This is a genomic window from Tsukamurella sp. NPDC003166 (assembly GCF_040611135.1).
Lineage (GTDB): Bacteria > Actinomycetota > Actinomycetes > Mycobacteriales > Mycobacteriaceae > Tsukamurella.
The window spans coordinates 272,919-292,613 of the sequence record NZ_JBEXNL010000005.1 but is presented as its reverse complement, the minus strand read 5'-3'; the positions used below and the strand labels follow the sequence as shown (position 1 = coordinate 292,613).

At 70.9% G+C, this 19,695-nt stretch carries 17 protein-coding genes; 8 read left to right on the top strand and 9 right to left on the bottom strand.

Translation table 11 applies throughout. The features are described 5' to 3' along the window. The first annotated feature begins 132 nt into the window (after positions 1–132). Genes ABZX10_RS08945 through ABZX10_RS08935 form a run of 3 tightly spaced genes read left to right on the top strand, consistent with a single transcriptional unit; the run spans position 133 to position 1,865 of the window. Positions 133–369 carry an acyl carrier protein gene (locus tag ABZX10_RS08945; protein ID WP_355537467.1) on the top strand — a complete coding sequence of 79 codons (237 nt, stop codon included), beginning with the start codon at positions 133–135 and terminating at the stop codon, positions 367–369. Positions 370–375: 6 nt separating this feature from the next. Next, positions 376–1,482, top strand: a complete 1,107-nt coding sequence (locus ABZX10_RS08940) for a glycosyltransferase (RefSeq protein ID WP_355537464.1) — start codon at positions 376–378, stop codon at positions 1,480–1,482. Then, positions 1,479–1,865 (top strand): holo-ACP synthase, encoded by a 387-nt coding sequence (locus ABZX10_RS08935; protein WP_355537461.1) that lies wholly within the window; start codon positions 1,479–1,481, stop codon positions 1,863–1,865. The genes ABZX10_RS08940 and ABZX10_RS08935 overlap by 4 nt, the downstream gene beginning before the upstream one ends. Here the strand turns inward: ABZX10_RS08935 and ABZX10_RS08930 are convergent. Then, the gene (locus tag ABZX10_RS08930) at positions 1,862–3,229 is read right to left on the bottom strand and encodes a sugar transferase (protein WP_355537458.1); all 1,368 of its coding nucleotides are present in this window, start codon (positions 3,227–3,229) and stop codon (positions 1,862–1,864) included. The two genes, ABZX10_RS08935 and ABZX10_RS08930, sit on opposite strands and share 4 nt — an antisense overlap. Positions 3,230–3,339: 110 nt before the next feature. Between ABZX10_RS08930 and ABZX10_RS08925 the strand changes: the two genes are divergently transcribed. After that, a complete protein-coding gene (locus ABZX10_RS08925; protein ID WP_355537455.1) occupies positions 3,340–4,764 on the top strand; it encodes a hypothetical protein in 1,425 nt (474 codons plus the stop codon). Positions 4,765–4,908: 144 nt separating this feature from the next. On the opposite strand, the gene ABZX10_RS08920 is transcribed toward ABZX10_RS08925, so the two are convergent. From ABZX10_RS08920 to ABZX10_RS08905, 4 genes are all read right to left on the bottom strand, one after another. Then, positions 4,909–5,514, bottom strand: a complete 606-nt coding sequence (locus tag ABZX10_RS08920) for an esterase (RefSeq protein WP_355537452.1) — start codon at positions 5,512–5,514, stop codon at positions 4,909–4,911. 64 nt (positions 5,515–5,578) lie between these two features. Next, the gene (locus tag ABZX10_RS08915) at positions 5,579–6,346 is read right to left on the bottom strand and encodes a thioesterase family protein (RefSeq protein ID WP_355537449.1); all 768 of its coding nucleotides are present in this window, start codon (positions 6,344–6,346) and stop codon (positions 5,579–5,581) included. A 135-nt stretch (positions 6,347–6,481) separates the two neighbouring features. Beyond that, positions 6,482–8,689 carry a catalase/peroxidase HPI gene (katG, locus tag ABZX10_RS08910; RefSeq protein ID WP_355537446.1) on the bottom strand — a complete coding sequence of 736 codons (2,208 nt, stop codon included), beginning with the start codon at positions 8,687–8,689 and terminating at the stop codon, positions 6,482–6,484. A gap of 192 nt (positions 8,690–8,881) precedes the next feature. Then, positions 8,882–10,150 (bottom strand): serine hydrolase, encoded by a 1,269-nt coding sequence (locus tag ABZX10_RS08905; RefSeq protein WP_355537443.1) that lies wholly within the window; start codon positions 10,148–10,150, stop codon positions 8,882–8,884. Positions 10,151–10,178: 28 nt separating this feature from the next. Between ABZX10_RS08905 and ABZX10_RS08900 the strand changes: the two genes are divergently transcribed. Together ABZX10_RS08900 and ABZX10_RS08895 are read left to right on the top strand one after the other, a co-directional pair. Then, positions 10,179–10,874 carry a lysoplasmalogenase gene (locus ABZX10_RS08900; RefSeq protein WP_355537440.1) on the top strand — a complete coding sequence of 232 codons (696 nt, stop codon included), beginning with the start codon at positions 10,179–10,181 and terminating at the stop codon, positions 10,872–10,874. 48 nt (positions 10,875–10,922) lie between these two features. Next, the gene (locus ABZX10_RS08895) at positions 10,923–11,750 is read left to right on the top strand and encodes a MerR family transcriptional regulator (RefSeq protein WP_355537437.1); all 828 of its coding nucleotides are present in this window, start codon (positions 10,923–10,925) and stop codon (positions 11,748–11,750) included. A 15-nt stretch (positions 11,751–11,765) separates the two neighbouring features. On the opposite strand, the gene ABZX10_RS08890 is transcribed toward ABZX10_RS08895, so the two are convergent. Together ABZX10_RS08890 and ABZX10_RS08885 are read right to left on the bottom strand one after the other, a co-directional pair. Beyond that, positions 11,766–12,704, bottom strand: coding sequence for a DUF808 domain-containing protein (locus ABZX10_RS08890; RefSeq protein ID WP_355537434.1), 939 nt, complete (start codon positions 12,702–12,704; stop codon positions 11,766–11,768). A 30-nt stretch (positions 12,705–12,734) separates the two neighbouring features. Further along, entirely contained in the window at positions 12,735–14,198 is a 1,464-nt protein-coding gene (locus ABZX10_RS08885) for an NAD(P)-binding protein (protein WP_355537431.1), read from the bottom strand. 249 nt (positions 14,199–14,447) lie between these two features. Here ABZX10_RS08885 and ABZX10_RS08880 point away from each other — a divergent pair, with 249 nt between their 5' ends. Further along, the gene (locus ABZX10_RS08880) at positions 14,448–16,685 is read left to right on the top strand and encodes an NADP-dependent isocitrate dehydrogenase (RefSeq protein WP_355537428.1); all 2,238 of its coding nucleotides are present in this window, start codon (positions 14,448–14,450) and stop codon (positions 16,683–16,685) included. Between the two features lie 65 nt (positions 16,686–16,750). On the opposite strand, the gene ABZX10_RS08875 is transcribed toward ABZX10_RS08880, so the two are convergent. Beyond that, the gene (locus tag ABZX10_RS08875) at positions 16,751–17,356 is read right to left on the bottom strand and encodes a TetR/AcrR family transcriptional regulator (RefSeq protein ID WP_355537425.1); all 606 of its coding nucleotides are present in this window, start codon (positions 17,354–17,356) and stop codon (positions 16,751–16,753) included. A 139-nt stretch (positions 17,357–17,495) separates the two neighbouring features. On the opposite strand from ABZX10_RS08875, the gene ABZX10_RS08870 reads away from it, so the two are divergent. Further along, complete coding sequence (locus ABZX10_RS08870; protein ID WP_355537422.1) at positions 17,496–18,863, top strand: flavin monoamine oxidase family protein; 1,368 nt, start codon at positions 17,496–17,498, stop codon at positions 18,861–18,863. 4 nt (positions 18,864–18,867) lie between these two features. Here ABZX10_RS08870 and ABZX10_RS08865 read toward each other — a convergent pair whose 3' ends face one another. Beyond that, positions 18,868–19,695: an SDR family NAD(P)-dependent oxidoreductase gene (locus ABZX10_RS08865; protein WP_355537419.1), complete on the bottom strand. Its 828-nt coding sequence runs from the start codon at positions 19,693–19,695 to the stop codon at positions 18,868–18,870.

The following is a 19,695-nucleotide window of genomic DNA, read 5'->3' as shown; positions in this document are numbered from 1 at the left end:
TCTCGGCGGTGGAACTGTTGTCACTGCAACACGTTACCAGGCTAGGGTGTACGGCGGCGGCGCACATGTCGTGAACGCAAAGCGTGTCGGCGCCCCGGGGGACTGCGGGTGCGCCGCAGGTGAGGAGGCCGTGTGGAAGAACCGATCCGGGAGATCGTGGCCCGTCACGGCAGGCTGACCAGGGCGATCTCGGAAGTTGCGGGTGGTGACGATCTGTATTCGCTGGGGCTCACCTCCCACGCTGCGGTGAATGTGATGCTGGCGATCGAAGATCGATTCGCGATCGAGTTCCCAGATTCGGATATGAGCAAAAACACGTTCGGCACATTGGATTCGATCGTCGCGACGGTCCGCCGGCTCGGCGGTTGAGCACCGATGACCCGCATCGCCGTCGTCCACGAACGCTGGACGGAACAGGGCGGCTCGGAGCAGGTCGTGCGTGCGCTCGCCGCGGAATGGCCCGACGCCCGCGTCCACGTCGCCTTCGCCGACCCGCGCACCGTCCCGCCGGGGCTGCGCGAGAGGATGGCCGTCACCGGTCTGGACCGCGTGCACCGCGCTCTGGGGCGCCGCGCGCACGCCCCGCTCATCCCGCTGGCCCCGGCGGCATGGGGTCGGCACCCCGCCGATGGCGACGTCGACGCGGTCGTCATCAGCCACCACGCCGTCGGTGTCTCCGCGGCGCCCGCCTGGCCGGGCGTGCCGGTGATCGCCTACGTCCACTCGCCCGCCCGGTGGGCCTGGATGCCCGAGCAGCGCTCCGCGGAGGCGCACGGCCCCGTCGGCCGCCTGGCCCTGGCCGCGCTCGCCGCCCGGACCCGCGCCGTCGAGACCGCGGCGGTTCCGCATCTGTCCGTGGTGGTCGCGAACTCGACGGCGGTCGCCCGCCGGATCGAGCGCTGGTGGGGCGTGCCCGCGCGCGTGGTCGCGCCGCCGGTCGACGTCGATCGATTCACGCCCGACGGTGCGGCGCCCGGGGGCTACTTCCTGGTCGCGGGCAGGCTCGTGCCCGCGCGCCGCGTCGATCTCGCGATCCGGGCCGCACAGCGTGCGGGCGTCCGGCTGGTCGTCGCCGGCGCGGGACGGCACGACGCGGTCCTGCGCGGGCTCGCGGGACCCGAGACCACCTTCCTCGGCAGGGTCTCCGACACGGAGATGGTGCACCTGCAGCGCGACGCGATCGCGACGATCATGCCGGCCGAGGAGGACTTCGGGATCGTGCCGGTGGAGGCCATGGCCTCGGGGACGCCCGTCATCGCCCGCGCTGCGGGCGGGGCGCTCGACACCGTCGTGCCCGGGACCTCCGGGATCCTCGTACCCGACGGGGCCGACGAGGACTTCGTCGCCGCCCTCGCAGGGGCGATCCGGGACTTCCGGCGCGCCGACTTCGATCCGGCGCTGCTGCGCGCCCACGCGGAGCTCTACTCGACGCCGATGTTCCGGCTCCGGATGCGCGAGATCGTCGACGGGGCGGCCCGATGAACCGCGTCGGCCTGGATCTGGTGGCGGTCGCCGATATCGAGAATTCTCTGGCGAGTTTCGGCACCCGCTTCACGGACCGCGTGTTCACCCCGGCGGAGGTCGCCGACTGCGCCGGTGATCCCCGGCGACTCGCGGCGCGCTGGGCGGCCAAGGAGGCCGTGATCAAGGCGCTGCGGCTCGGCCCCGACGATGCCGCGCCGCCCCGCGAGATCGAGGTGATCGCCGGCTCGCACGGACCGGAGCTGCGGCTGCACGGGGGCCTCGCGGAGCGCGCACGGCGAGCGGGCTGGCACCGGGTCGAGGTGTCCCTGACGCACACCGACTGCCACGCCGCCGCGGTGGTGCTGGCCGAGGTGGGCGCACCGCCGGCGGGGAACGACTAGCCGCCCCGGCCGAACAGCACGGCGCCCACGGACATGAGCACGATCTTGGCGTCGAGCCAGAGACTCCAGTTCTCGATGTAGTAGTTGTCGTAGGACGCGCGGTCCTTGATGTCCGTGTCGCCGCGCAGCCCGTGGATCGCGGCCCATCCGGTGAGGCCCACCTTGACCCGGTGCCGGGACTGGTACGCGGGGATCTCCTGGCCGAACCGGTTGGCGAAGTGCGGTCGCTCCGGGCGCGGACCCACCACCGACATGTCGCCGCGCACCACGTTCCACAGCTGCGGCAGCTCGTCGATGGAGTGCCGGCGCAGGAATCGGCCGAGTCGGGTGATGCGGAGCGACTCGTCGGTCCAGTCGCGGTCCGACTCCTCGTCCGGCACGGGGCGCATCGTCCGGAACTTGTACAGCGAGAACAGCCGCCCGTCCTGCCCGACCCGGGTCTGCCGGAACAGGACGGGTGCGCTCGGCTCCTGGATCTTGATCGCGACCGCAACGGCCGCGAGCAGCGGCGAGAACAGCACGACGCCCACCAGTGCCGTGGCCAGGGAGGTGACGCGCTTGATCCGCCAGTGGCTGGTGCGCAGGGCGAGCCGACGCACGAGCACGAGTGGTGTGGTGTGGATGCGATCCATGTCGCGGTCCTGGTGCACGAACTCGTAGAGTCGCGGCACCACGTAGATCTCGCAGTCGAGGTGGTCGCAGTCGCGCAGCGGCTCGACCAGTGTCGAATCGCGGTCGCGCGAGAAGGCCACGATGACGGTGTCGATCTCGCGCTCGCGGATCAGCGCCGCGAGGTCGGAGCGTCGCGGGATCACCTCGACGGGGAACACCGTGGCGTCCAGCGGATCGTCGTCCATCACGAGCGCGGGTCGCAGCCCGTACACCGGGTATTCGAACATCGAGTTCACCAGCTCGCCCGCGACCTTGCCGCCGCCGATGACCAGGGTGCGCGATCCGCGTTCGGGTCGGCGTTCGCGGTACCGGCGCACCGTCCAGTAGTAGACGACGCGCAGGCCGAACAGGGCGAGCCAGCACAGCTCCGCGTGCAGGAAACGCGAGTGGTCGTCGCCGCGCAGCGCGATGACGGCGAAGGGCCACAGCAGCAGGCCCGCGACGACGAGCTGCGGCGCACCGTCGAGCGCGCTGAGCGTGATCCGGGACCGGTAGAGGCCGAACAGGTACAGCACGGCCACGGTGATCGCGCCCGCCAGGACGGTCCGTACCGGGCACGCGGACGGTACCGCGCTGAGTGCGTCGTCCCCCTCGACGAACGCCACCACGATGAGGAAGTCGAGGATCGCGAGCACCCACGTGTGCCGGCGCGTGCGGCGGCCGCTACCCGCGGGGGCTCCTGTCGTGGTCATACGCTGCTCGGATCCCTCCGGGTCTCGGTCCGTCGATCGCATACTAGGTCACCCCCGCATCCGGAATACAACGTCAGCAGTACGACGACCCGCGCGGGTAGGGTGTCCGGGTGCATCCGCTCCCGTCCCAGCTCGCGATGCTGCGTCTGGAGGCGCAGAACCCGGGGTCCGCCGCACTCCGCATCGAGGCGGCCTGGCGCACCTCGGGGCGGGTCGACGAGCACGCGCTGGTACGCGCCGCCGCGAGCACGCTGGACGAGACGGAGGTCTCCGGCCTCGGGATGGTTCACGACGGGGACGGCGCCGCCCGCCTTGTTCCGGCCGAGCGCGCTGCGATCGACGTCCGCGCCTTCGACACGGAGAGCGAGTACCGGGCCTGGCGCGAGCTGCCGGCCCCGATGCCCGACGATGCCGCGCTGGTCGGGATCGCCGTCGCCCGTGTCGGCGCGGACCACGTGTTCGTGGTCCGCGCGCACCACGCGGTTCTCGACGGATACGGACTCGAGCTGCTCGCGCGCCGGGTCGTCGAGCGCTATCCGCGCGAGGTCGCGGGGATCCCGCTGCCGCGAGCCCCGCTCGGCAGTCTCGCGGAGGTCGCCGCGCAGGTCGCGCCGCCGCGCCCGCCGGACCTCGCGTTCTGGTCGGGGGCCACCGACGGGGTGGGTCAGCCGGGGCGCGAGATCGCGTTCACCGCGCGCTCCGCCCCGCCGGCGGAGCGGCCGCTCCTGCACCGCGAGAGCATTCGGATTCCCGGCCTGCACGAGCGCGCGCCGTGGCCGAGCGAGGCGGTGGGCACCGTCGGGGCGTACACCGCGCGGTACCTGGGCACGACCGACGCCCGGATCGGGGTGGTGTCGGCCCTGCGCCGCACCCCCGCGCAACGGTCGACGCCCGTGCAGTGGATGGCGGTCGTACCGCTGCGCCTCGAAGTGCTTCCCGACTCGACACCCGCGGGCCTGGGTGGCCGCGTGACCCGGTGGCTCGCGGCCGCGGGCGATCGGGTCGCGGCCGGGGAGCGCCCCGAGGAACTGCTGACGGCGTTGCCGGCGGCGTGGCGCACCGGCCGGTTGTACGGTCCGGTCGTCAATGTCCTGCCGTACGTGCGCCACGAGGGCTGGACCGTCGATGTGGGGGCGTGGGGCCCGGTGGAGGACTGCCTGTTCAACATCTGGCCCGGACCGGGCGACGAGGTCGTCGTCGAGGGCGCGTTCCACCCCGATCTCTACACGCCCGAGCAGGCGCAGGGACATGTCGAGGCGCTGACGACGCTGCTGACGATGTCCCTGGCGGCGCCCTTCCATCCGTTCGCGACGATCCCGAAGAAGCCGATCGCCGCCGATCGGATCGCCGTCCCGGGCGGGTGGATCTCGCCCGCCGAGTTGCAGGGCGCGCTCGCCGGCGCCGGGTTCACGTCCGACGAGACGGAGCTCCTGACGACGGAGCCGGTCACCGTCGTGCTGCGGGGCGTGGCGCCGCACCGGCTCCTCGCGGCGCGGGCGGTCCTGCCGCCGGGCGTCCGCCTGCGCGTGCGCTGATGGCCGGAGGCGCTCCTGCGCCGACTGACCGACGCGGACGGTCCGATGAGCGTTCAGCGCCGCCCCGCGCCGTTCGTGCCGGCGGCACGAACGGGGTACATCGGGACGGCGCCGTGAGCGGGCCCTGCGGGTGTGCGGAACGCGCTAGGAGACGGTGGCCTTGCCGTCGGCGAAGGTGATCGTCCCGTGCTGGAAGGTCTGCTTGATCGTCGACCCTTCCGCGGTCTCGTCGCTCGTCGGGTAGCCGAGTTTGCCGGCCTCGTGGCCCACCTCGCCCCACTTGTCACCGATCACGCCGTGGACCACGTGCGCGCCGGTCGCCTCCGACCAGTAGATGGTCCCGCCCTTGAGGGTGAGGAACTTGCCGTGGTGGTCGGGCAGCGGGGCGACGGGGCCGAGCGGCGCGCCGAGGTGGCCCTTGTCGTAGCCGTACTTGGCGTACTCCGCGAGGATCGGGGCGTCGGTGATGGTGACCTCGGTGCCTCCCGCGGACCGCAGCGTCGTCGACGGCACCGCCGGCTTCGCCTCGGGGCCCCCGTGGCCGGCGACATTGCTCGCCGCGGCGCCGGCGGCGGACGTGGCCTGTCCGGCGGCGTTCCCCGCGGCCGAGGTGGCGGCGGCTGCGGCGCTGCCCGCGGCGGAGGTGGCGGAGTCCGTCGCGTCCTTCGCCTTGTCGCAGGCGGCGAGGCCGGTGGTGAGGATTGCAGCGGCGGCTACTGCACCGATGGTCCGGGTGATCCGAGCGTTCATGTCAGTGTCCCTTCGACAGGGTGAATTCGAACGCTCGGTATGTAACCACACTATCGACACATTTTCAGCGTGGACGCACCGTTTGGATCTGATCGACCGTTCCGACCGGCCCCTCGATGTCGTGAATGACCGAATGGGTCAGACCTGCGCCGTCGGGACCGGTCGACACGCGGGTGTCGAAGCCGAGAGCGTCGCCCTCGGGATCGCGGAAGAGATGCGCGGTGAGGTCCAGGTTGGGGTAGGCCACCTCCCCGGGCGCGAAACGGGCCGTCATGCCGTTCGCGATGTCGAAGAATCTGGCCGCGCGGGCCACCGGACCGGAGGGCTCGTCGAGGAGCGCGACGGTCGAGTCGACCCAGTACGCGGCGCGCCCCGGGCGGGTCTGGACGCGTCGGGTCCGGGCGGACGCGATGTAGCCCCCGGGCCAGACCGTGCTCGGGTCCCATGTGGGCATCTCCGCGGCGGGCGGGATCGCATCGAACTCGGTCCCCGCGAGGTCGGTGGTGTCGCGCCGGTCGAGCAGCCACGCGCGCAGCGTGAGCGCGGGGCGGCCGCCGTGGCTGAGGGTCGCCTCGACCAGCTCGATGGTGCGGCCCGGGCGCAGTACGCGCACATCCACCTCGACGGTGTCCATCGGCAGGGTGCCGAGGATGTCGTAGCTCAGGCGCGCGAGGCGCAGGCCGTCGTCGCGGCGCGCGTCGCGATCCTGCTCGACGACGTGGGCGAGGAGCGCCATCGGCGGGGCGATGTGCTGCTCGGCGGTGTTCCAGCCGCCGGAGACGTGCTCGGTGGGACGGAACGCGGTGGCGGAGACCCGATCGAAGTACGGCATGGAGCGAGCGTACGCGTCCGACCGGCGGAGATCTCCAGAAGGGTTAATTTTGACTAACTGAAATGGGGGCTCCAACGCACGCGCCCCGCACACCGGGGGTGTGCGGGGCGCGGCGGCCGGGGCGAGTGAAGAGGATCAGGCCTTCACGTCGAACCGGTCGGCGTTGGCGACCTTCGTCCACGCCGCGACGAAGTCCTGCACGAACTTCTCCTTGGCGTCGTCGGCCGCGTAGACCTCGGCGAGCGCGCGGAGGATCGAGTTCGAGCCGAACACGAGGTCGGCGCGGGTCGCGGTCCACTTCTTCTCGCCGGTGGCACGGTCGGTGCCGACGTAGGTCGAGTCGTCGTCGGAGGTGGACTCCCACTTCGTCGACATGTCGAGCAGGTTCACGAACCAGTCGTTGCTCAGCGTGCCGGGGCGGTCGGTGAACACGCCCGCCTCGGAATCGCCGAAGTTGTTGCCCAGCACGCGCAGGCCGCCGATGAGCACCGTCATCTCCGGGGCGGTCAGGCCGAGCAGGTTGGCCTTCTCCACCAGGAGGTACTCGGCGCCCATCGGGGCGCCCTTGGCGACGTAGTTGCGGAACGCGTCGAACTTGGGCTCGAGAGCGGCGAAGGACTCGACATCCGTCTCCGCCTGAGTCGCGTCGCCGCGGCCCGAGGTGAAGGGGATGGTGACGTCCACGCCGGCCGCCTTCGCGGCCTGCGCGACCCCCGCGTTACCGGCGAGCACCACGACATCGGCGAACGAGACCTGCTTGCCGGACTCGGCGCTCCACGCCTGCGCCACGCCCTCGAGGGTGCGGACGACCTGCGCCAGCTCGTCGGGCTCGTTGACCTCCCAGCCGGCCTGCGGCTGCAGCCGCAGGCGGCCACCGTTGGCGCCGCCGCGCTTGTCGGTGCGGCGGAACGAGGAGAACGCCGCCCACGCCGTCTTGACCAGCTGCGCGGTGCTCAGTCCGGTGGCCAGGATCTGCGCGGTGATCGCGGCGGCCTCGGCGTCGTCGAGGGTGGTGCCGGCCGGAACCGGGTCCTGCCACAGCTCCTCGGTCTGCGGGACCAGCGGGCCGACGTAGCGCGACGTCGGGCCCATATCGCGGTGGAGCAGCTTGAACCAGGCCTTGGCGAAGGCGTCGGCGAGCTCCTGCGGGTTGTCCAGCCAGCGCTTGGTGATCGCGCCGTACGTCGGGTCGAACCGCATCGACAGGTCGGTGGTGAGCATCGACGGGTGGGTCTTGCCGGTGCCGAAGGCCTCCGGCACCGAGTTGGCCCAGCCACCGTCCTTGGGCTTCCACTGGTTCGCGCCCGCGGGGCTCTTGGTCAGCTCCCACTCGTTGCCGTAGAGGATCTCGAGGAAGCTGTTGTCCCACTTGGTGGGGGTGTGGGTCCAGATGACCTCGAGGCCGCTGGTGACGGCGTCGGCGCCGACGCCGGTGCCGTTGCCGCCCTTCCAGCCCAGACCCTGCTGCGCGATCGGCGCGGCCTCGGGCTCCGGGCCGTTCTCGACCGGGCCCGCGCCGTGGGTCTTGCCGAAGGTGTGGCCGCCGACGATCAGCGCCGCGGTCTCCTCGTCGTTCATCGCCATGCGGCCGAAGGTCTCGCGGATGTCGTCCGCGGCGGCCAGGAAGTCCGGCACGCCCTCGGGGCCCTCGGGGTTGACGTAGATCAGGCCCATGTGGGTGGCACCGAGCGGCTTGTCCAGCTCACGATTGCCGCTGAAGCGGCCGTCCGAGCCGAGCCAGGTGTGCTCGGGCCCCCAGTAGACGTCCTCGGGCTCGTAGACGTCCGCGCGGCCGAAGGCGAAGCCGGCGGTCGTGAAGCCCATGTCCTCGAGGGCGACGTTGCCCGCGAAGACGATCAGGTCGGCCCAGGACAGCTTGCGGCCGTACTTCTGCTTGACCGGCCACAGGAGACGGCGGGCCTTGTCGAGGCTGACGTTGTCGGGCCAGCTGTTGAGGGGGGCGAAGCGCTGCAGGCCCGCGCCGCCACCGCCACGACCGTCCGTGGTGCGGTAGGTGCCGGCGGAGTGCCAGGCCATGCGGATGAACAGCGGGCCGTAGTGGCCGAAGTCCGCCGGCCACCAGTCCTGCGAGTCGCGCATCACGGTGACGACATCGGCACGGACGGCGGCCACGTCGAGCGTCGCGACCTCGGCCGCGTAGTCGAAGTCCGCGCCGAGGGGGTCGCCCTCGGCCGGGTTGTTGGCGAGCACCTTGAGATCGATCTCGTCGGGCCACCAATCGCGGTTGCCGCCGCCGGCCACCGGCGGGCGCAGCGAACCGTGGGCGACGGGGCAGCCGCCGCTGGTCTGCTCTTGGGGGGAAGTGGTCTGATCCTCGGACACGGCGTTCCTCTCAGTACGGAAGATGTGTTCGGCTGTAACAGCGTTGCGACCCGGGCTGACGGGGTCGCGCATCACCCACCATACGTGCGCCAGCCCGCGGAATCCAGCTTTTCTGGAATTATTCAAGATATTCCTGAAAGGCCAGGTCAATGGGCCTATCGCAGCGTTAGGCGGCCCCTATCGAGGGCCGGTCTACGCCCGCGCGAACTCGCGCGCGATCGCGTCCAGCAGGACCGTGTACCGGCCTGCTTCGGGGTGCGATCCGGGCTTACCGCTGGACACCACCGCCGCGGCCAGGTCGCGCTCCGGATCCGCCCACATCGCGATCTCCGTGAGCCCCGTGTGCCCGAAGGCGCGGGGCGCGTCGCGCCCGAAGGGGCCGAACCGCTCGGAGCCGAGCATGTAACCGGTGCCCCAGCGGAGCGGCGCGCCGCCCGTCGCGAAATCGGGGCGCAGCCGGCGGGCCTGGACCGTCGCCGCGGCGAGGGTCTCCGGGCGGAGCACGCGGACACCGTCGAGTTCCCCGCCGCGCCGGAGGATCTCGGCGAACCGGGACAGCTCGGCGGCGTTCGAGACGAGGTTGGACGAGGGCACGATCCCGGTGAGGAAGGGAGCCGAGTTCGACATCGGCACGATCTGCTGCATGGTCCCGCCCACCACCGTGCGGAAGGCGGCCTCGATCGCGGCCGGGGCGGGTGCGCCCGTCGCGTAGCTCAGCCCGACGGTGCCGACGTCCTCCGGTGCGACGCCGAAGTTGGTCCAGCGGAAGCCCAGCGGGTCGAGGATCTCGGTCGCGGCGATCTCGCGGATCGTGCGGCCGGTGGCGGCGAGGACCAGCTCGCGGACGAGCGGTCCCCAGGTCAGGGCGTGGTAGAAGTGCAGCCTGCCGGGGGAGTAGACGGGCTTGATGTTCGCCAGCATCTCGCGCGTGTACGCGCTGTCCTCGGATCGCCGTAGATCGGGCCGCGGGCCGGTGTTGATCGGGATGCCCGCGCTGTGAGTCAGTACGTGCCGCACCGTGATCCGGTCCTTGCCGGCGGAGACGAACTCGGGCAGGTAGTCGCAGACGTGCGCGTCGAGCGCGAGGTCGCCCCGCTCGATCAGCCGGTGCAGCACCGTGACCGCCACGCCCTTCGCCGTGGAGTACGTGCAGAAGGGCGTGCCGACGGTGACCGGCACCGGCTCGGTCGCCTCGTCCCGGTTCGACGGGAGGTCGGGGCCGTTGCCGCGGGCGTGTCCGATGGCCCGGTTGAGCACGATGCGGCCGCGTTGCCGGACGCACACCTGGATCGCGGGCTGCATCCCGGCGGCGTACCACGAGCGCGCCGCGAGCCACACCCGCTCGACGGCCCGCGGATCCGTCTCGTCGTGGTCCTCTGGCCCGATGTCGGTGATCGCGTCGAGGTCGCGCGGGACGCGGATGCGCCCCTTCGCGGGCGCGTCGACGGTGCGGCTGCTCACGGCACGAGCTTACGGATAGATTTGCGCGGTGACCCGTGCCAGCACCGTCCTCAAGCTCGCCTACGCCGCGCTCGCCACCGTCGATACGACCCTTTCGGCGTCGCGGGAGCCGTCCCGGCATCACGCCCGGCGCTTCACCAAGCCGCTGCTCCTGCCCACCCTGGCCGCGTCCTTCGCCGCCGACGCCCGCGCGCGGCGCTCGCCGCTGCGCGCCACCACCCTCGCCGGCCAGGCCGCGGGATGGGTCGGTGACGTGGCGCTGCTGCGCGACGAGCCGAAGGACTTCGCGCTCGGCGCGACCGCCTTCGCCACCGGCCACGCCGCGTACATCAGCGGGCTGCTCGCCCAGCGGGATCCGGACGCCTCACTCGCCCGGCCCGCTCTGGTCGGCGCGGCCTGGGCGGTGGGCGCGCCGCGGACGCTCCTCGCCGCGTACCGCACCGCACCCGCGCTCGCGCCGGTGCTCGCGGTGTACTCGGCGATCCTGAGCGGCACGGCCGCCTCCGCGACGGTTCTCGGCCCGCAGATCCCGGCACACGCGCGGCGCGCGACCCTCGCCGGCGCGGGCCTGTTCCTCGTCAGCGATTCGATCCTGGGGCTGCGCAAGTTCGTCCTCACGAACCCACCGGCCTGGCTCGAGGGCGCGGTCATGGCCACCTACTGCGGCGCGCAGTTCCTGCTCGCCGAGGGGGCGGCCCGGGCCGGGGCGTCGGAGGCGCCGTGACGGGCGGGGCTTGACCCTGACACCGTGTCAGGCGACAGAGTGGTTCCCGTGACCGACACCCCGGACCTCATGCCGATCGGCAGGTTCTCCTCGCTCAGCCGGATCAGCGTGCGCATGCTGCGCCACTACGACACCCACGGTGTCCTGGTGCCCGCGGCGGTGGACGCGACGACCGGCTACCGCAGCTACGACGGAGGGCAGCTGGCCGACGCCGCCGCCATCCGCAGGCTGCGGGACGTGGGCTTCGGCGTGTCCGCCATCGGTGCCCTGCTCGCCGTCCGCGGCACCCCGGCGTACGACGAGGCCCTGCGTGCGCAGCGCCTCGAACTCGCCGCGGCCGCGGAGCGTGCGGCGGCCCGCCTGACCCTCATCGACACACTGCTCCAGGAGCCCACCATGACCGAGATCGTTTCCGAGACCACCCTGCCCGCGCAGACGCTCGTCTTCCTCCGCGGCACCGTCCCCGACTACGCCGGCGAGGGCCTGCTCTGGCAGCGCTTCCTGCCCGCGCTGCAGCAGCAGGGCATCGCCGCGGGCGAGATCGGCGGCTGCATCGAGCACGACGACGAGTTCCGCGAGTCGGAGGTGGACGAGTCGGTCTTCGTCGAGGTGCCCGACGGCACGGTCGCCGCAGCGCCGCTCGGGATCCTCGTGACCGGCCCCCGACGGGCCGTTGCCGCCACCGTCGACGGGCCCTATCCGGTGGCCATCGGCCGGGCGCACGAGCTGATCGGGGCGTACGTCGCCGAGCACGGGCTGGTGCTCTCCCGCACGCCGGGCGACCCGGCGACGCACCACTTCAACGTCTACCTCAACGATCCGTCGACGGTGCCCGAGGCGGAGCTGCGGACGCAGGTGGTCGTGCCGGTGCGGTGACCCCGGCGCGCAGGCTCAGTGCGCGGCGGAGCCGCCGCGCAGCTTCGCGACCAGGTGCACGACGGCCACGACCACGGCACCCACGGCGAGCCCGAACACCGCCGATGCGAGGGTGTTCGCGAGCCACCCGATCACGCCACCGACGGCGGGGATCAGGTCGTGCGCCCAGGTCTCGAGGTGGTGCACCACGGAGTACGGCCAGTGCCACCCGAGGTCGTCGAGGCCCACGAGCAGGATGTGCCCGCCCACCCAGCACATCGCGACCACGCCGACCGTCGACAGGGTGCTCAGCACCACCGGCATGGCCTTGACCAGCTGCCGGCCGAACGCACTGATCGCGGACGACTTCCGCTGCGCGAGGGCCAGGCCCACGTCGTCCATCTTCACGATGGCGGCGACCACGCCGTACACCAGCGCGGTGATCGCGAGTGCGACCACCACCAGCACCACGGCCTGCTCCCAGAGCACGACGCCGGCGATCTCGTTGTAGGCGATCACCATGATCTCGGCGGAGAGGATGAAGTCGGTGCGGATCGCGCCGCTCACCACGGTGTTCTCGTCCACCGGACCGTCGGATCCCGACGGTGCCTCCTCGTGCCCGGAGACCCACTCCCAGACCTTCTCGGCGCCCTCGAAGCAGAGGTACGCACCGCCGAGCATGAGGATCGGGGTGAGCAGCCACGGCGCGAACGCGCTGAGCAGCAGGATCGCGGGGAGGATGAAGATCAGCTTGTTGCGGATCGAGCCCGTGGCGATCCGGGCGATGATGCCGAGTTCGCGCTCGGGGCGCACGCCCTGGACGTACCGCGGGGTGACGGCGGTGTCGTCGACGACGACCCCGACCGCCTTCGCGCTCGCCTTGCCGGCGGCAGCGGCGACGTCGTCGACCGAGGCGGCCGCCATCCGCGCGAGCGCGGCGATGTCGTCGAGCAGTGCTGCGAGTCCTCCGGCCATGCGCTCAGCCTAGCGCCACGAATGTCCGGTTCAGGCGGCGGCCACGTGCGTCAGGGGCGCGCATCGGATGCCGTAGCGATCGGCGATCGTGTCCAGGGTCCGGCGGAAGTGGACCCGGTCGCGTCGACGGGTCGCGAGGAATTGCGCGGTGCCCACCAGGCGACGGGGGAGCGGCACCCAGTTGTCGAAGTCCAGGCCGCAGCGCAGGAAGACCCCGGGCGGGACGACCTCGCTCAACAGTCCCAGGTTGTGGAGCGCGAGTGTGGACATGAGGTAGATCATGACGTGCGGGTCGCGGCGCATGATCGCCCCCAGGTCCGCCGCGTACAGGGGGACGGTTCCGAGCAGGTCGCGGTACATCAGGTGGGGGAGGAAGTAGCCGGCGAACGACCCGAAATGCATGATCCACGAGCTACGGGTGATCGCGGCCACGCGACCGGTCGCCGACGCATAGGGCTCGTCGACGGTGTGATCGACACGGAAGTGGCCGGTGCAGTTGATCACCCGGGCCCCCGGGGTGATCGGCACCGTCCCGCCGTCCCGGAGCACGGCCACCGGTCCGCCGGGTCCGTCCACGACATCGGTGAGGTGTCCGTCGATCACGGGGTGCAGGCCGCGCACGACGGTGTCGCGTTCCGCCCGGGACACCAGCCCGGCCACGAAGTTGCCCGTCCCGGGCGTGATCCTCAGCCCGATCGACGTCAGCGCCTCGTCCGCGACCGCCTGTTCGTTGGTGCCGTCGTACTGGCGGGAGATGCGGGTGAACACCGCGTTCGGACGAGGACTGCGCCAGCGGCGCAGTCCGCTCGGATACATGGTGTCGCGGTCCGCGAACCAGGTGCCGGACCCGGCGAACATGCCGACCGCCCGGTCCGGTCGTGCGGTGAGTGCCGCGTAGGCGGTGTCGATCGCGGTCTTGCCGCTGCCGACGATCCACAGCGGCGCCGGGTCGCTCCCGATCTCCCGGACATCGCACTCGTTCGGTGTCACGGAGTGCACGGATCCGCTGGTCAGGCGCAGCGGTTCGAGGGCCTCGACATCGCTCGCGACCGCCTTGAGCAGACGGTCCGCGCGCACGACGTGCTCTGCGCCGTCCGCGCCGCGATAGCGGACGTCGACTCCGTTGCCGGACTCCTCGGCGGATTCGAAGAAGGTCTCGAACCGGGCGTCGAGCCGCACCCGATCCGCGAGCACGGCGAGACAATCCGCGAGGTGGTCGAGTACCTCACGCTTCGTGGCGCGGTACGCGGGCGGTCGCCGCAGGCGCCACGGAATGTTTCCGGCGGTGAACATCGGGTGCGGCTGGTGCAGGCGGACGTAGTCGTACACGTCGTTCCACATGCCTCCGGGCGCCGGGTTGCGGTCGAGGAGGAGGACGCGCTGCTGCGAGCCGAGGTATTCCGTGGCGGAGTACAGGGCGTTGAGGCCGCTGATCCCGGCGCCCACGACGCAGAGGTCGTAGTGCGGGGGACGGGTGTTCTGCGGAGTGGTCATGGCGCACCCTTTGTGAACCGGTGGCTTCAGTTCGGAGTAGTCGTCCGGGCGACCCGGTGCCAGATCACGCGAGAAGTGTGTCGTGCATCACGTTCTGCGGTACTCTACGCCGCCCCGGGGGGTTCGGGAAGGCGTGCCTTCGGATGTGTATGGCAGTCCTCCACATGCGCGGGTGGCACGAGGACCATAATGGGTTGCGCTGACAGAGCAGAGTCCCACATCGACAGATCCAGTAGAGCCGGGAGAGCAATGACCGACCAGAAGCAGACCATCATCTACACGTTGACCGACGAGGCGCCCTTACTCGCGACCGCGTCGTTCCTGCCGATCATCCGGGCCTTCGCGGGCCCCGCGGGCATCGACGTGCAGACCAGCGACATCTCGGTCGCGGCTCGCATTCTGGCGACCTTCCCCGAGCGGCTCACCGATGCGCAGAAGGTGCCGGACAACCTGGCGGCGCTGGGTGAGCTGACCCTCGACCCGGCCGCGAACATCATCAAGCTGCCGAACATCAGCGCGTCCGTCCCGCAGCTGCTGGCCGCCATTGCGGAGCTGCAGGACAAGGGCTACGACGTCCCGAACCTGCCCTCCGAGCCGAAGACCGACGAGGAGCGCGACATCGCCACGCGCTACTCCACCATCCTCGGCAGCGCCGTGAACCCGGTCCTGCGCCAGGGCAACTCGGATCGCCGCGCGCCGCGCGCCGTCAAGGAGTACGCCCGTAAGAACCCGCACAGCATGGGTGAGTGGTCGATGGCCTCGCGCAGCCACGTCGCCCACATGAAGCACGGCGACTTCTACCACGGCGAGAAGTCGGTGACCCTCGACCGCGAGCGGGACGTCCGCATGGAGCTCGTCACCGCGGACGGCCAGACCCACGTGCTCAAGAAGAGCGTGCAGTTGGGCGCGGGCGATGTGATGGACTCGATGTTCATGAGCAAGAAGGCGCTGCTCGACTTCTACGAGGAGCAGATGCAGGACGCCTACGAGACGGGCGTGATGTTCTCGCTGCACGTGAAGGCCACCATGATGAAGGTCTCGCACCCGATCGTGTTCGGCCACGCGGTCAAGGTGTTCTACAAGGACGCGTTCGCCAAGCATCAGGCGTTGTTCGACGAGCTGGGCGTCAACGTCAACAACGGCCTCGGCGATCTGTACGACAAGATCGCGACGCTGCCGGCGAGCAAGCACGAGGAGATCGTCAAGGACCTGCACGCGTGCCATGAGCACCGCCCGGAGCTGGCGATGGTCGATTCGGCGCGCGGCATCTCCAACTTCCACTCGCCGTCCGATGTCATCGTCGACGCCTCGATGCCGGCCATGATCCGCGCCGGCGGCAAGATGTACGGCGCCGACGGTCGCACCAAGGACACCAAGGCCGTGATGCCGGAGTCGACCTTCGCGCGCATCTACCAGGAGATCATCAACTTCTGTAAGACCAACGGCGCGTTCGATCCCCGCACGATGGGCACCGTCCCGAACGTCGGTCTGATGGCGCAGAAGGCCGAGGAGTACGGCTCGCACGACAAGACCTTCGAGGTGCCGGCCGCCGGTACGGCGAACATCGTGGACAACGCCACCGGCGAGGTCCTGCTCACCCAGCAGGTCGAGGAGGGCGACATCTGGCGCATGTGCACCGTCAAGGACGCGCCGATCCGCGACTGGATCAAGCTGGCGGTCAACCGTGCCCGCAACTCCGGTACGCCCGTCCTGTTCTGGCTGGACCCGTACCGCCCGCACGAGAACGAGCTGATCAAGGCCGTCAAGGCGGAGCTGAAGAACTACGACACCGAGGGTCTGGACATCCAGATCATGTCGCAGGTGCGCGCGATGCGCTACACCCTCGAGCGTGCATGGCGCGGTCTCGACACGATCGCGGCGACCGGAAACATCCTGCGCGACTACCTGACCGACCTGTTCCCGATCCTCGAGCTCGGCACGTCGGCGAAGATGCTCTCGATCGTCCCGCTGATGGCGGGCGGCGGCATGTACGAGACGGGCGCCGGCGGCAGCGCGCCGAAGCACGTCAAGCAGCTCGTCGAGGAGAACCACCTGCGGTGGGACTCGCTGGGTGAGTTCCTCGCGCTCGCCGTGAGCTTCGAGGACATGGGCATCAAGAACGACAACGGTGCGGCGAAGATCCTCGCCACCACCTTGGACGCCGCCACCGGCAAGCTGCTCGAGAACAACAAGGCCCCGTCGCGCAGCACGGGCGAACTGGACAACCGCGGCAGCCAGTTCTACCTGGCGCTGTACTGGGCGCAGGAGTTGGCCGCGCAGACCGAGGATCCCGAGCTGGCGGCGACCTTCGCGCCGCTGGCCGAGAAGCTCGCGGCCGACGAGTCGGCGATCGTCGAGGAGCTGCGCGCGGTCCAGGGTGAGCCGGCGGACATCGGCGGCTACTACCTCCCGGACCCCGAGAAGATGTCGACGGTGATGCGCCCCAGCGCCACCTTCAACGCGGACCTGGCCTCGCTGAACGCCTGATCGAAACCCTCACGCGCGTCCCGCATCGGGCACCGTCGGCCTCATGGTCGACGGTGCCCGGTCCGCTATCGGGGCGCGGGTGCGGCCAGGGCCACGAGCATGTCGATCGCGGCGTCCAGATCCTGCTCGGACCTCGCCGCGTCGGGGTCCGACACCTGCTGCAGGATGAGCCCGTCGACGGTGGCGACGAGGACACGGGCGAGGCGATCGTAGGGAACCGCGCTGCGCTCGTGCGAGCGGTCGGCGGCCTCGGTGCACCACTGCCGCACCACCTCGGCGTAACGCCGGTACTGCATCCGCGCGAGGTCCTCGAGGCCCGGGGTGCGCAGGGCGTGGGTGACGAGCTCGTACTGCAGCACCTGCAGGCCGCGCTGCCCCTCGACCAATGTGGACCAGAAGTTCCGTAGCCCCTGTGCGATGGCGTGCGCCAGACCGGATTCCGTGTCCGCGGAGCTCCGCAGGACCTCCGAGATGTCCTCCACGACCTGCTCGATCACGGCCTGCAGCAGCTGCTGCTTGCTGGGGAAGACGTGCTGCAGGGTGCCGAGCGGGATGCCGGCCTCGCTCGCGACAGCACGCAGGCTGGTCTTGGCCACCCCGTCTCGCATGAGGACCGCGCGCGCGGCCGCGACGATCTGCGGGCCGCGGACCGCGGACTCGACGTAGGGCATCAGGCCTCCGGCTCTCTCGATTCGCCCTCCAGCAAATCACACCCGATTTCCCTGAAGGTCTCGACACGGGCACGTGACGTGGCTTACGGTGCATCAACTAAGTCATACAACTGACTGAGATTGATCGAAGGAGCGGAACATGGCGGATGTGAACGTGATCGTGGTGGGTGCCGGGCTCGCGGGGCTGTCGGCGGCGCGCCGGCTGGTGGCCGCGGGGAAGTCGGTGCGGGTGCTCGAGGCGCGGGACCGCGTAGCTGGACGGAACCTGGGCGGGTTCCTCAGCAACGGCGTGCCCGTCGAGCTGGGCGGCCAGTGGATCGGGCCGGACCAGACGGCGGCCCTCGAGCTGGTCGCCGAGCTGGGCCTCGAGACCTTCCCGTCCTACGACGACGGTGACGCCATCACCGTCGTCGGCGGGCAGGCGGTCCGGTACGCCGACGAGACCTACGGCCTGGACGAGGTCTCGCTCACCGAGGTGGGCCGGCTCTGGGAGGCCATCGAGACCCTCGCCGCCGGCGTGGACCCGGCGCAGCCCTGGGCGGCGGAGGGCGCGGCGGAGCTGGACCGGCACAACGTCGACACCTGGGTCATGGCGAACACCGACAACGAGATGGCGCGCGCCTTCTACCGGATCATCGTGCCGGCGGTGTTCTCCGCGGAGACGGCGGAGCTGTCCTTCCTGCACTTCCTGACCTACATCCGGTCGGGCACGAGCTTGGAGATGCTGCTGACCACCCGCACGGGCGCGCAGGACTCCCGGGTCGTCGGCGGTACCCATCAGATCTCGGAGCGGATGGCCGCGCAGCTGGGCGACGCGGTCCAGCTCGGCGCCGTGGTCCGGACCATCACGCAGGACGGCGACGGCGTCACCGTCGCCTACGAGAACGTCGACGGGAGCCCGGGCGGCGCGCTGACGGCCGACGAAGTGGTCGTGGCGATCCCGCCCACCCTCGCCGGTCGCATTCGGTACCTGCCGGCCCTGCCCTCCGCCCGCGACGGACTGACCCAGCAGATCCCGGCCGGCGCGGTGATCAAGGTCCAGGTCGGCTACGACCGCCCGTTCTGGCGCGAGGACGGCCTCAGCGGCTTCGTGATCAGCCTCGACGACGCCTTCAACGTCGTCCTCGACAACTCGCCGAAGGATGCGAGCTGCGGCGTCCTCGTCGGCTTCCTGGAGGGCGCGCACGCTCGCACGGCCGCGCGGTTGTCCGCTGCGGAGCGTCGAGAGCTCGTCCTCGGGGCACTCGTGACGTACTTCGGGCCGGAGGCGGCGACGCCCTTCGACTACCTCGAGATGGATTGGTGCGCCGAGGAGTTCACCCGCGGCTGCTACGGCGGAAGGCTCGGCTCGGGCGTGTGGACGCAGTACGGGCACGCCCTCGCCGCGCCGGTCGGCCGGATCCACTGGGCCGGCGCGGAAACGGCGAGCCGGTGGAACGGCTACATGGACGGTGCCATCAGCTCCGGCCGCCGCGCCGCGGACGAGATCCTCGGCGCCGCGGCCTGAGGCGTCAGAGGAATCGGGCCTGCTGACCGTCGGCGAAGGCCATGAGCCGCTGGTAGCCGGAGCCGGTGACTCGGACGATCAGGTCCAGGGCCACGGCGTCGGGACCGATGAGGATGCGTGCCCGGTTCTTCTTCACCCCGTTCAGAATGGTCCGCGCCGCGGAATCGGCACTGGTCCGGGCGAGATGCTTGTTGAAGAAGTCCGCGAACGCCGCCTGGTCCTGACCCTCCGCAACGGTGGCGTTGTTGCAGATATCGGTCTTGATGCCGCCCGGGTGCACGCAGGACACGCCCACGTTGTGGCCGCTGGAGAGCATCTCGATGCGCAGCGCCTCGGTGAAGCCGCGCACCGCGAACTTCGCCGCGTTGTAGGCGCTCTGGCCGCCGACGCCGAACAGCCCGAAGATCGAGCTGGTGTTCGCGATGTGGCCGTCGCCCGAGGCGATGAGGTGCGGCAGGAAGGCCTTCGAGCTGTTCACCACGCCCCAGAAGTCCACGTCCATCATGCGGTCGTAGTCCTTGAACGAGGTCTTCTCGACGGAGGCGTGGTGCGCGATGCCGGCGTTGTTGAACACCAGGTTGACCACGCCGTAGTGCTCGACGACATCGTCGGCGTAGGCGAGGATCTGCTCGCGCTCGCCCACGTTGACGACCTTGGTGTGCACCTCGGCGCCGAGCGCGCGGGCGGCCTCGGCGGTGTTCTCGAGCCCGGCGGCGTCGTAGTCGCAGAGCGAGAGCTTCGCACCCTTCCGGGCAAGCTCCAGCGCCAGCTCGCGGCCCATGCCGGACGCGACGCCGGTGACGACGGCGACCTTGCCGTGGAAGTCCTTCAT

Excerpts from the sequence above, each read along its gene's own strand:
- ABZX10_RS08935 (WP_355537461.1), top strand. The coding sequence starts at position 1,479 with ATGAACCGCGTCGGCCTGGATCTGGTGGCGGTCGCCGATATCGAGAAT.
- ABZX10_RS08870 (WP_355537422.1), top strand. The coding sequence starts at position 17,496 with ATGGCGGATGTGAACGTGATCGTGGTGGGTGCCGGGCTCGCGGGGCTG.
- ABZX10_RS08930 (WP_355537458.1), bottom strand. The coding sequence starts at position 3,229 with ATGACCACGACAGGAGCCCCCGCGGGTAGCGGCCGCCGCACGCGCCGG.
- ABZX10_RS08940 (WP_355537464.1), top strand. The coding sequence starts at position 376 with ATGACCCGCATCGCCGTCGTCCACGAACGCTGGACGGAACAGGGCGGC.
- ABZX10_RS08920 (WP_355537452.1), bottom strand. The coding sequence starts at position 5,514 with ATGAACGCTCGGATCACCCGGACCATCGGTGCAGTAGCCGCCGCTGCA.
- ABZX10_RS08880 (WP_355537428.1), top strand. The coding sequence starts at position 14,448 with ATGACCGACCAGAAGCAGACCATCATCTACACGTTGACCGACGAGGCG.
- ABZX10_RS08865 (WP_355537419.1), bottom strand. The coding sequence starts at position 19,695 with ATGAAGGACTTCCACGGCAAGGTCGCCGTCGTCACCGGCGTCGCGTCC.
- ABZX10_RS08890 (WP_355537434.1), bottom strand. The coding sequence starts at position 12,704 with ATGGCCGGAGGACTCGCAGCACTGCTCGACGACATCGCCGCGCTCGCG.
- ABZX10_RS08885 (WP_355537431.1), bottom strand. The coding sequence starts at position 14,198 with ATGACCACTCCGCAGAACACCCGTCCCCCGCACTACGACCTCTGCGTC.
- ABZX10_RS08915 (WP_355537449.1), bottom strand. The coding sequence starts at position 6,346 with ATGCCGTACTTCGATCGGGTCTCCGCCACCGCGTTCCGTCCCACCGAG.
- ABZX10_RS08875 (WP_355537425.1), bottom strand. The coding sequence starts at position 17,356 with ATGCCCTACGTCGAGTCCGCGGTCCGCGGCCCGCAGATCGTCGCGGCC.